Consider the following 11,996-nt stretch of genomic DNA (forward strand, 5'->3'; position numbering starts at 1 on the left):
GAGCACCACCTCGCACGACCCGCAGGGGCCGTCCTCCACCCGGAGGGCGGCCCCTGCGCCGTCCCGCCTGCCGGGTGCCGTCGCACGGTGACCCCGCGGTGACCCCGCGGTTCCCGACCAGGAGATCCCGGCGTGGCGGTCCCGCAGCCGCCGTCCGGCTGGCATCATGGCCGTGTCGTCGCGCACGACCCACCCGGCCCCTGCGGGCCGGCTGTCCTTCCCGGGTGTGTCTCCGGTCGCACCGGACCCCCGACGTGGACAGCCCGCCGTAGCGGGGGTAGGGTTCTCTGTTGCGCTGCCCCCTGACTGCCTGCCCGCTACTGACGGGTCACCAGTGGTGCCCGGGATCCGTCCCGGACCCGGTGGACCCCCATCGTGCAGGACGACGCGGACAGCCCCGCCATTACCGACGACGACCCAGGACGAACAGCACCCACCGCCCGCACGTCGTGAGGTCCTTGGAAGGACGCATCTTGGCAGGCTCTCGCCCCACCAGCATCTCCGCCAGCACCACCGAGTCAGGTACCACCGGCATCACCCCGCAGTCCCCCCAGACCGGCCCCCGCACCGGCGAGGCCGATCAGCAGAAGATCCCCGGCGCGCCGCTGCGCGTCTCGTTCGCCAAGATCTCCGAGCCGCTCGAGGTGCCGGACCTGCTGGCCCTCCAGACGGCCTCCTTCGACTGGCTGGTCGGCAGCCCCGAGTGGCGGGCCACACTCCCGCCCGAGGAGCAGGCCGACGCCGTCGGCGGCCTGGCCGAGATCCTCGAGGAGATCTCCCCGATCGAGGACTTCAGCGGCTCCATGTCGCTGTCCTTCTCCAACCCGCGCTTCGAGGACGTGAAGGCGTCCCTCGAGGAGTGCAAGGACAAGGACATGACCTACGCGGCGCCGCTGTTCGTCACCGCCGAGTTCATGAACAACACCACTGGCGAGATCAAGAGCCAGACGGTGTTCATGGGCGACTTCCCGATCATGACGAACAAGGGCACGTTCGTCATCAACGGGACCGAGCGTGTCGTCGTCTCGCAGCTGGTCCGCAGCCCCGGCGTCTACTTCGACAAGACCCTGGACAAGACGTCGGACAAGGACGTCTTCAGCGCCAAGGTCATCCCCAGCCGCGGTGCGTGGCTGGAGTTCGACGTCGACAAGCGCGACACCGTCGGCGTCCGCATCGACCGCAAGCGCCGGCAGCCGGTCACCGTGCTGCTCAAGGCCCTGGGCTGGACCGAGGACCGCATCCGCGAGCACTTCCAGTGGTCGCCCACCATCCTCGCCACCCTGGAGAAGGACCACATCGCCGGGCAGGACGAGGCGCTGCTCGACATCTACCGCAAGCTGCGGCCGGGTGAGCCGCCGACGCGGGAGAGCGCCCAGGCGCTGCTGGAGAACCTCTTCTTCAACGCCAAGCGCTACGACCTGGCCAAGGTCGGCCGGTACAAGGTCAACAAGAAGCTGGGCGTCGACGTGCCGCAGGGCACCTCGACGCTGACCGAGGACGACATCGTCGCCACCATCGAGTACGTCGTGCGCCTCCACGCCGGCGAGCCCGACCACGGCGTCGACGACATCGACCACTTCGGCAACCGTCGCCTGCGCACGGTCGGCGAGCTGATCCAGAACCAGATCCGGGTCGGCCTCTCCCGCATGGAGCGCGTGGTCCGCGAGCGGATGACGACCCAGGACGTCGAGGCGATCACGCCGCAGACCCTGATCAACATCCGGCCGGTCGTCGCCTCCATCAAGGAGTTCTTCGGCACCAGCCAGTCGTCCCAGTTCATGGACCAGACCAACCCCCTCTCGGGCCTGACCCACAAGCGCCGCCTGTCGGCGCTGGGCCCGGGTGGCCTGTCCCGTGAGCGGGCCGGCATGGAGGTCCGGGACGTGCACCCGAGCCACTACGGCCGGATGTGCCCGATCGAGACCCCGGAAGGCCCGAACATCGGCCTGATCGGTTCGCTGTCGGCCTACGCGCGGGTCAACCCGTTCGGCTTTATCGAGACGCCGTACCGCCGGGTGAGCAACGGGGTGGTCACCGACTCGATCGACTACCTGACCGCCGACGAGGAGGACCGCTTCGTCGTCGCCCAGGCGAACTCGCCGCTGGACGCGCAGGGCCGCTTCTCCGAGGAGCGCGTCCTGGTCCGCACCAAGGGCGGCGAGGTCGACTACCTCTCGCCCGAGCAGGTCGACTACATGGACGTCTCGCCGCGGCAGATGACCTCGGTCGCGACGGCGATGATCCCGTTCCTCGAGCACGACGACGCCAACCGCGCGCTCATGGGCGCGAACATGCAGCGCCAGGCCGTCCCGCTGCTGCGCAGCGAGGCGCCCCTGGTGGGCACCGGCATGGAGCTGCGGGCCGCGGTCGACGCCGGCGACGTGGTGGTGGCCGAGAAGGCCGGTGTGGTCGAGGACTCCACCGCCGACTACGTCACCGTCATGGCCGACGACGGCACCCGGCAGACCTACCGGCTGCTGAAGTTCCGCCGCTCCAACCAGGGCACCTCGATCAACCAGACCCCCGTCGTCGACGAGGGCCAGCGGGTCGAGGTCGGCCAGGTCATCGCCGACGGGCCGTGCACCGACCAGGGTGAGATGGCGCTGGGCAAGAACCTGCTCGTCGCCTTCATGCCGTGGGAGGGCCACAACTACGAGGACGCGATCATCCTGTCGCAGCGCCTCGTGCAGGACGACGTCCTGTCCTCGATCCACATCGAGGAGTTCGAGGTCGACGCCCGCGACACCAAGCTCGGTGCCGAGGAGATCACCCGGGACATCCCGAACGTCTCCGAGGAGGTCCTCGCCGACCTCGACGAGCGCGGCATCATCCGCATCGGTGCCGAGGTCGTCCCCGGCGACATCCTCGTCGGCAAGGTCACGCCCAAGGGCGAGACCGAGCTGACCCCCGAGGAGCGGCTGCTCCGGGCGATCTTCGGTGAGAAGGCGCGGGAGGTCCGCGACACGTCGCTGAAGGTGAAGCACGGTGAGTCCGGCAAGGTCATCGGCGTCCGCGTGTTCTCGCGCGAGGACGGCGACGAGCTGCCCGCCGGCGTCAACGAGCTGATCCGGGTCTACGTCGCCCAGATGCGCAAGATCTCCGACGGTGACAAGCTCGCCGGCCGCCACGGCAACAAGGGCGTCATCGCGAAGATCCTGCCGCAGGAGGACATGCCCTTCCTCGAGGACGGCACCCCGGTGGACATCGTCCTCAACCCGCTCGGCGTCCCCGGCCGGATGAACGTCGGCCAGGTCCTGGAGACCCACCTCGGGTGGGTCGCCAAGTCCGGCTGGCAGGTCGAGGGCGACCCGGAGTGGGCGGTGAACCTGCCCGAGGCCGCCCGCGCCGCCGAGCCGGGCACCCGGACGGCGACCCCGGTGTTCGACGGTGCGCGCGAGGAGGAGATCGTCGGGCTGCTCAGCTCGACCATCCCCAACCGCGACGGCAACCGGATGGTGCAGCCCACCGGCAAGGCCCGGCTGTTCGACGGCCGGTCCGGGGAGCCCTTCCCGGAGGCGATCTCGGTCGGCTACGTCTACATCCTGAAGCTGCTGCACCTGGTCGACGACAAGATCCACGCCCGGTCGACCGGCCCCTACTCGATGATCACGCAGCAGCCGCTGGGTGGTAAGGCGCAGTTCGGTGGCCAGCGCTTCGGTGAGATGGAGTGCTGGGCGATGCAGGCCTACGGTGCGGCCTACGCGCTGCAGGAGCTGCTGACCATCAAGTCCGACGACATCCTGGGCCGCGTCAAGGTCTACGAGGCGATCGTCAAGGGCGAGAACATCCCCGAGCCGGGCATCCCCGAGTCGTTCAAGGTGTTGCTCAAGGAGCTGCAGTCGCTGTGCCTCAACGTCGAGGTGCTGTCCGGTGACGGGCAGGCGATCGAGCTGCGGGACACCGACGACGAGGTCTTCCGGGCCGCGGAGGAGCTGGGCATCGACCTGTCCCGCCGCGAGCCCTCCAGCGTCGAGGACGTCTGATCGTCCCCGCCGGCCGGCCCTGAGCTCCAGGGCCGGCCGGCCACACATCTCTGACACAGAAGCGAACTAGCCCCGGAAAGGGGTCCCCTTGCTCGACGTCAACTTCTTCGACGAGCTCCGCATCGGTCTGGCCACCGGCGACGACATCCGCCAGTGGAGCCACGGTGAGGTGAAGAAGCCCGAGACCATCAACTACCGGACGCTGCGTCCGGAGAAGGACGGTCTCTTCTGCGAGAAGATCTTCGGTCCCACCCGGGACTGGGAGTGCTACTGCGGCAAGTACAAGCGGGTCCGGTTCAAGGGCATCATCTGTGAGCGCTGCGGCGTCGAGGTGACCCGGGCCAAGGTCCGCCGTGAGCGGATGGGCCACATCGAGCTGGCCGCGCCGGTCACCCACATCTGGTTCTTCAAGGGCGTCCCCTCGCGCCTGGGCTACCTGCTCGACCTGGCGCCCAAGGACCTCGAGAAGATCATCTACTTCGCCGCGTACCTGATCACCTCGGTCGACGACGAGACGCGTCACCGCGACCTCCCGACCATCGAGGCCGAGATCAGCGCGGAGAAGCACAACCTCGAGACCCGTCGCGACGCCGACGTCGAGGCCCGCCAGCAGAAGCTGGAGGCCGACCTGGCCGAGCTCGAGGCCGAGGGCGCCAAGTCCGACGTCCGCCGCAAGGTCCGCGAGGGCGGCGAGCGCGAGATGCGCCAGCTGCGCGACCGCGCCCAGCGGGAGATCGACCGCCTCGAGGAGGTGCTCGACACCTTCCGCAAGCTCGAGGTCAAGCAGCTCATCGCCGACGAGGGGCTCTACCGGGAGCTGCGCGACCGGTTCGGCGAGTACTTCGAGGGCGGCATGGGCGCCGCGGCGCTGCAGAAGCTGCTCGCCGACTTCGACCTCGACGCCGAGGCCGCCTCGCTGCGCGAGACGATCCGCAGCGGCAAGGGCCAGCGCAAGCTGCGGGCCCTCAAGCGGCTCAAGGTCGTCGCGGCGTTCCAGCAGACCCGCAACTCGCCGATGGGCATGGTGCTGGACTGCGTCCCGGTCATCCCGCCGGACCTGCGCCCGATGGTGCAGCTCGACGGTGGCCGCTTCGCGACCAGCGACATGAACGACCTGTACCGGCGCGTGATCAACCGGAACAACCGGCTCAAGCGGCTCCTCGACCTCGGCGCGCCCGAGATCATCGTGAACAACGAGAAGCGGATGCTGCAGGAGTCCGTCGACGCGCTGTTCGACAACGGCCGTCGCGGCCGGCCGGTCACCGGCCCGGGCAACCGTCCCCTCAAGTCGCTGTCCGACCTGCTCAAGGGCAAGCAGGGCCGGTTCCGCCAGAACCTGCTCGGCAAGCGCGTCGACTACTCCGGCCGCTCGGTCATCGTCGTCGGCCCGCAGCTGAAGCTGCACCAGTGTGGTCTGCCCAAGCAGATGGCCCTGGAGCTGTTCAAGCCCTTCGTCATGAAGCGGCTGGTCGACCTCAACCACGCGCAGAACATCAAGTCCGCCAAGCGCATGGTCGAGCGCGCCCGGCCGGTCGTGTGGGACGTGCTCGAGGAGGTCATCACCGAGCACCCGGTGCTGCTCAACCGCGCGCCGACGCTGCACCGTCTGGGCATCCAGGCCTTCGAGCCGCAGCTGGTCGAGGGCAAGGCCATCCAGATCCACCCGCTGGTCTGCACCGCGTTCAACGCGGACTTCGACGGTGACCAGATGGCGGTGCACCTGCCGCTGTCTGCCGAGGCCCAGGCCGAGGCCCGCATCCTGATGCTGTCCTCGAACAACATCCTGTCCCCGGCCGACGGTCGCCCGATCACCGCGCCGACCCAGGACATGGTGCTGGGCCTGTACCACCTGACCACCCTGGTGCCCAGCCGGTACGAGGCCGACGGCGGCCGGCCGGCGGCGTACGCGTCGGCGGCCGAGGCGGTCATGGCCTACGACCAGGGCGCGCTGGGTCTGCAGGAGCGGGCGCTGATCCGCCTCGACGAGGTCTTCGGCGTCGACAACGGCAAGGTCAACGAGCCGTGGGAGCAGCCGGCGGACTGGACGCCGGGCCAGCCCGCGCTGGTGGCGACCAGCCTGGGCCGGGTGCTGTTCAACGAGGCCCTGCCCGAGGACTACCGGTTCGTCAACTACCAGGTGCCGAAGAAGGAGCTCGGGGCGATCGTCAACGACCTCGCCGAGCGCTACCCCAAGGTGCAGGTCGCGGCGACCCTCGACGCCCTCAAGTCGGCCGGCTTCCGCTGGGCGACCCGCTCGGGTGTCACGATCGCCATCGACGACGTGGTGACCCCGCCGGCCAAGCAGGAGATCCTCGACCGGCACGAGTCCGAGGCCCGGCAGATCGAGCGCCAGTACGAGCGCGGTGTCATCACCGACGCCGAGCGTCGTGGCGAGCTGATCGAGATCTGGACCCGTGCGCGGGCCGAGGTCTCCCAGGCGATGGTGGACAACTTCCCGACCACCAACCCGGTCTGGGTCATGGTCAACTCGGGCGCCCGAGGCAACATGATGCAGATCAGCCAGATCGCCGGTATGCGTGGTCTGGTCGCCAACCCGAAGGGCGAGATCATCCCGCGGCCGATCAAGGCCAACTTCCGGGAGGGTCTGTCCGTGCTGGAGTACTTCATCTCCACGCACGGTGCGCGCAAGGGTCTGGCCGACACCGCGCTGCGGACGGCGGACTCGGGTTACCTCACCCGCCGGCTGGTCGACGTCTCGCAGGACGTCATCATCCGCGAGGAGGACTGCGGCACCGAGCGCGGCGTGATCATGCCGATCGCGACCGTGATCGACGGCCAGCTCACCCGGGACGCGCACGTCGAGACCAGCGTGTACGCCCGCTCCCTGGCCGCCGACGTGGTGGCCGAGGACGGCACGCTGATCGCGCAGGCCGGGCAGGACCTCGGCGACGTGCTGATCGGCCAGCTGGTCGACGCCGGCGTCGCGGAGGTCAAGGTCCGCTGCGTCCTGACCTGCGAGTCGCTGCTGGGCACCTGCGCCACCTGCTACGGCCGGTCGCTGGCGACCGGCAAGCTGGTGGACGTCGGCGAGGCGGTCGGCATCATCGCCGCCCAGTCGATCGGTGAGCCCGGCACCCAGCTGACGATGCGCACCTTCCACACCGGTGGTGTCGCGGGTGAGGACATCACCCACGGTCTGCCGCGTGTCGTGGAGCTCTTCGAGGCCCGCGTCCCCAAGGGCAAGGCGCCGATCGCCGAGCTGGCCGGCCGCGTCCGCATCGAGGACGGCGAGCAGTTCCGGAAGCTCACGATCACGCCGGACGACGGCTCCGACGAGGTCGTCTACGACAAGCTGTCGCGTCGCTCGCGGCTGCGGGTCGAGGACGGCGGCCACGTCGAGGTCGGCGAGCAGCTCACCGAGGGTGCGGTCGACCCGCACGAGGTGCTGAGGATCATGGGCCCGCGCGAGGTGCAGCTGCACCTGGTCCGCGAGGTCCAGGAGGTCTACCGCAGCCAGGGTGTGTCGATCCACGACAAGCACATCGAGGTGATCATCCGCCAGATGCTCAAGCGGGTGACCATCATCGACTCGGGCGCGACGGAGTTCCTGCCCGGGGCGCTGGTCGAGCGGACGCTGTTCGAGACCGAGAACCGTCGGGTCGTCGCCGAGGGTGGCGAGCCGGCCTCGGCCCGCCCGGTGCTGATGGGCATCACCAAGGCCTCGCTCGCGACCGAGTCGTGGCTGTCGGCCGCCTCCTTCCAGGAGACGACCAAGGTGCTCACCGACGCCGCGATCCAGGGCAAGAGCGACAGCCTGCTCGGCCTCAAGGAGAACGTGATCATCGGGAAGCTGATCCCGGCCGGTACCGGCATCAGCCGCTACCGGAACATCACGGTCGAGCCGACCGAGGAGGCCCGCGCCGCCGTCTACACGATGGCCGGGTACGACGACGGGCAGTACTACAGCCCGGACGTCTTCGGTCAGGGCTCCGGCGAGGCCGTCCGCCTCGAGGAGTACGACTGGCGGGGCTGAACCCCCGGTAGGCAGTGACGGCAGGGCCCCGCAGGCGAACCGCCTGCGGGGCCCTGCCGCGTACTGACCGGCACGGGGAGCGGGACCGGGCGCGCGCGGCGTGCGCCGGTGCTCACCCCGCCAGGCGCCGCATCGTCTCCACCGTCCTCAGGCGTCCCTCGGGACTGCCGTCGAGCGGCTGCAGCATCAGCGTGGTGACGCCGGCCTCCCGGAACGCGGCGACCCGCTCGGCGACGTGGCCCTCCGGCCCGATCAGCGACGTCGCCCGCACCAGCTCGTCGGGGATCGCCGCGGCCGCCTCGTCCTTCTTGCCGTCGAGGTAGAGGTCCTGGATGGTCCGAGCCTCGTCCTCGTAGCCGTAGCGCCGGGCCAGGTCGTTGTAGAAGTTCTTGCCCCGTGCGCCCATGCCGCCGATGTAGAGCGCCAGGGAGGGCCGGACGTGGTCCAGCAGCGGCTCGACGTCGTCCCCGATCGCCACGGGCACGCCGGTCACGACCTGGAGGTCACCGAGGGTCGGGTCGCGCCGGGCCCGCCCCGCGGCCAGCGACTCGCCCCACACCGCGGCCGCCTTCTCCGGCATGAAGAAGATCGGCTCCCAGGCCTCGGCGATCTCCGCGGCCAGTTCGACGTTCTTGGGACCGAGCGCGGCCAACAGCACCGGGATCCGCTCCCGCACCGGCGTGTTGATGAGCTTGAGCGGCTTGCCCAGGCCGCTGCCCTGGTCCGCCGGCAGCGGGATGGTGTACTTCGGCCCGTCGTGGACGAGCCGCTCGCGGCGCCAGACCTGCCGGCAGATCTCCACGATCTCGCGGGTGCGCTGCAGGGGGGCGTCGTAGCGGACCCCGTGCCAGCCCTCGATGACCTGCGGGCCCGAGGCGCCCAGGCCCAGCGTGAACCGGCCGTCGGACACGAAGTCCAGCCCCGCCGCGGTCATGGCGGTCAGGGCGGGGGTGCGGCTGTAGATGGGGAAGATGCCGCTCATCAGCTCGACCCGCTGGGTCACCGCCGCCAGGTACCCGAGCTGGCTCACCGCGTCGAAGGTGTAGACCTCCGCCACCATCGCGAGGTCGAGCCCAGCGGACTCGAGGTCGCGGATCTCCGCGGCGGTCTCACGGAACCCACCGCTGTAGCTGGCCTGGATGCCGATGCGCACGTCCACTCCTCAGGTCGGCGGCGCCCTCGTCGGCACCGGAGCCGACCGTATCGGCAGCGCAGACCGGCCTCGCGCGGCTCAGAGGGCGCGGACGGCCCCCACGACCTCGGTGACGACGCGCACGCCGTCGATGTCGCCGGGGACGCGGCTGGCCGCGTGCGTGTCGGCCAGGTTCACCTTGACCACGTAGCCGCTCTCACCGCGGGCCACGCCCACGCCCACGACGCCGGGATCGGCGGCCAGCCGCGCGCTGAGGGTCCGCTTGGCGGCTGAGGCGGAGGCCCGGTCGGTCATGGCACCCATGGTGCCCCTGATCAGCCCGGCGCGACAGTAGGAGGACCCCCTGCTCCGCACCACTCGCAGGCTCGCGGCGGGACCCTGCAGGGGCCGGCGGCTACGCGGGCACCCACTCCAGGTCGAGCAGCTCCAGCACCGTGGCCATCGGGTTGGCGTAGGTGACCCCGCCGCCGTTGCGACCGCCGGTCTCGCTGCCGGCGAAGAGCAGCCCCAGCGGCGCCCGGTCGGCGCTCCGCCAGATCACCGAGCCGCTGTCGCCGCCCGCGCTGAAGCCCCCGCTGAGCCCCTCGACCTCCACCTGGTCGTCGAAGGTGTGCACCGCGTCGTCGTACTGCACCGTGACCCCGTCGACCTCCACGGCGGTGATCCGGCCGAGCGTGTGGCCGGTGGTGCGGCCCACCTTCTCCACCCGCTCGTCGGGGTCCACGTCGTCCACGTCGGGTGCCTCGTCGGCGAGCGGGCCGCCCGGGAGTCGGCCGGGCTCTGCCGGCACCTCGGGGTCGAGGACGGCGACGGCGGCGTCGACCAGGTTGGTCCCGCCGTCGCCCCGGAACCGCACGAAGGCCGCCAGCGTGGCGACGCGGTCGGCGTCGGGCACGCCGCCGTCCGCCGGGCCCGGCTGCAGCACCGGGTCCCCCAGGGTGGCGGCATCGCTCGCGGCCAGCACGTGGTTGTTCGACAGCATCGCCAGCCGCCCGTCGACCCGGACGAACCCGCCCAGGGTCCCCGCCGTCACCGCGACGTGCGCCACGGAGAGGCCGGGGTGCAGGGGGCGGGCCCGACGCTGCAGCTGGTCGGGGGTGGGGGAGGAGAGGGCCCGCACCGGCCCGATCACCCGGACGTCGATCTCGTCGAGCACCGCGTCGTCCAGGCCGGCGAGGAGGACGTCGGCGTCGTCCTTCACCGCCAGCCGGATGGCCAGGTGGGCCTGGTCGGGGCCGATGGGCGCCAGGCCGAGGGCGGGACGGGCCCAGCCGCGGGGGCCGCCCACGTCACTGGCGGTGACCAGCCCCCCGGTCTCGGCCAGGCGCGCGGCCAGGTGGGTCTTCAGCTCGCGGGCCAGGTCGACGTGCACGGCATCCTCCGGTGGCGGTCGGTGGGCGTCCTGACACCGACCGTAGGGCCGGGGTACGACACTCGCGCGACTGCCCCCGGCCGCCGGACGCCCCCGGGGTGTCGCGTGCCGGAGGGCCGGTCGGCCGACCGGCGAGGCGGTACAGTCGCCGCCACTGCCGGGCCCCGACGTCGGGTCGGCCCACCCCGGGAACACCCCGGGTGCGGAGGGCGTTCACCAGGACGTACGAGCCCGGTGGACGGGGCCTGACCCCGCCCGCCGAGGTGTGGCGGACCCGGCTTTGACCGGGTTCCGGCACGCGGGTATCGTGGTCAGCCGTGCCCAGGGTGCCCTGGGCCTGCTCCCGTTCGCGGTGCGCCTGCCGACAGGTGGTGGCGCCGAGTCGCGGGGGGCGACCGAACCGGTATGAATCGCCGGCCGGTTCCGGGGAAGGCGACACGCCCGACCGCGGGGACCGGTGGTGGTCCACGCCGCGGGCCGGGTAGGACCCCAGCAGGACCGGCACCCCGAGTACGACAGACCAGAGCACCGTCCACAGCACGTCGCAGCGCAGGTAGGAGATCCAGGCCACCCATGCCCACGATCAACCAGCTGGTCCGCAAGGGCCGCGAGGACAAGGTCGAGAAGACCAAGACCCCGGCGCTGAAGGGCTCCCCTCAGCGTCGTGGTGTGTGCACCCGCGTGTACACGACGACGCCGAAGAAGCCGAACTCGGCCCTGCGCAAGGTCGCTCGTGTTCGCCTCACCAGTGGCATCGAGGTGACCGCCTACATCCCGGGCGTCGGGCACAACCTGCAGGAGCACTCGATGGTGCTCGTGCGTGGCGGCCGTGTGAAGGACCTGCCCGGCGTGCGCTACAAGATCATCCGCGGCTCGCTCGACACCCAGGGTGTCCGCAACCGCAAGCAGGCTCGCAGCCGGTACGGCGCGAAGAAGGAGAAGAGCTGACATGCCGCGCAAGGGCCCCGCGCCGCGCCGGCCGCTGGTCGCCGACCCGGTGTACCAGTCGCCTCTGGTGACCCAGCTGATCAACAAGGTGCTCGTCGACGGCAAGCGCTCGGTCGCCGAGTCGATCGTCTACGGCGCCCTCGAGGGTTGCCGGGACAAGACCGACACCGACCCGGTGGTGACCCTCAAGCGCGCGCTGGACAACGTCAAGCCCGCCCTCGAGGTCCGCAGCCGCCGCGTCGGTGGAGCGACCTACCAGGTCCCGGTCGAGGTCCGCGCCTCGCGGAGCACCACGCTGGGCCTGCGCTGGCTGATCCAGTACAGCCGGGCGCGCCGCGAGAAGACGATGACCGAGCGCCTGATGAACGAGCTGCTCGACGCGAGCAACGGCCTCGGTGCCGCGGTCAAGCGCCGCGAGGACACCCACAAGATGGCCGAGTCGAACAAGGCCTTCGCGCACTACCGCTGGTAAGTGCTCCCCCGGCTGGCTCCGCCAGCCCCCGCGGCCGGCGGGTGGACCGGGCCACCCCTGGACCACCCCGCACG

General features: G+C 70.9%; 7 protein-coding genes. 4 read left to right on the forward strand and 3 right to left on the reverse strand.

Translation table 11 applies throughout. The features are described from left to right. The first annotated feature begins 473 nt into the window (after nucleotides 1-473). Both rpoB and ACI79C_RS01050 read left to right on the forward strand, forming a co-directional pair. Entirely contained in the window at nucleotides 474-3,983 is a 3,510-nt protein-coding gene (gene rpoB, locus ACI79C_RS01045; RefSeq protein ID WP_456943755.1) for a DNA-directed RNA polymerase subunit beta, read from the forward strand. Nucleotides 3,984-4,071: 88 nt separating this feature from the next. After that, a complete protein-coding gene (locus tag ACI79C_RS01050) occupies nucleotides 4,072-7,977 on the forward strand; it encodes a DNA-directed RNA polymerase subunit beta' (RefSeq protein WP_456943756.1) in 3,906 nt (1,301 codons plus the stop codon). A 112-nt stretch (nucleotides 7,978-8,089) separates the two neighbouring features. Here the strand turns inward: ACI79C_RS01050 and ACI79C_RS01055 are convergent, their stop codons facing one another. The 3 genes from ACI79C_RS01055 to ACI79C_RS01065 all read right to left on the reverse strand — a co-directional run bounded on the left by ACI79C_RS01055 (nucleotide 8,090) and on the right by ACI79C_RS01065 (nucleotide 10,502). Further along, complete coding sequence (locus tag ACI79C_RS01055; protein WP_456943757.1) at nucleotides 8,090-9,130, reverse strand: LLM class F420-dependent oxidoreductase; 1,041 nt, start codon at nucleotides 9,128-9,130, stop codon at nucleotides 8,090-8,092. Between the two features lie 78 nt (nucleotides 9,131-9,208). Next, complete coding sequence (locus ACI79C_RS01060; RefSeq protein WP_456943758.1) at nucleotides 9,209-9,424, reverse strand: hypothetical protein; 216 nt, start codon at nucleotides 9,422-9,424, stop codon at nucleotides 9,209-9,211. A gap of 100 nt (nucleotides 9,425-9,524) precedes the next feature. Further along, nucleotides 9,525-10,502 carry a hypothetical protein gene (locus ACI79C_RS01065; RefSeq protein WP_456943759.1) on the reverse strand — a complete coding sequence of 326 codons (978 nt, stop codon included), beginning with the start codon at nucleotides 10,500-10,502 and terminating at the stop codon, nucleotides 9,525-9,527. A gap of 573 nt (nucleotides 10,503-11,075) precedes the next feature. Between ACI79C_RS01065 and rpsL the strand changes: the two genes are divergently transcribed. Both rpsL and rpsG read left to right on the forward strand, forming a co-directional pair. Continuing rightward, on the forward strand, nucleotides 11,076-11,450 hold the full coding sequence (rpsL, locus tag ACI79C_RS01070; protein ID WP_012950487.1) for a 30S ribosomal protein S12: 375 nt from the start codon (nucleotides 11,076-11,078) through the stop codon (nucleotides 11,448-11,450). 1 nt (nucleotide 11,451) lies between these two features. Continuing rightward, nucleotides 11,452-11,922, forward strand: a complete 471-nt coding sequence (gene rpsG / locus ACI79C_RS01075) for a 30S ribosomal protein S7 (RefSeq protein WP_456943760.1) — start codon at nucleotides 11,452-11,454, stop codon at nucleotides 11,920-11,922. Nucleotides 11,923-11,996 lie beyond the last annotated feature (74 nt).

This window comes from Geodermatophilus sp. SYSU D00697 (genome assembly GCF_054050175.1).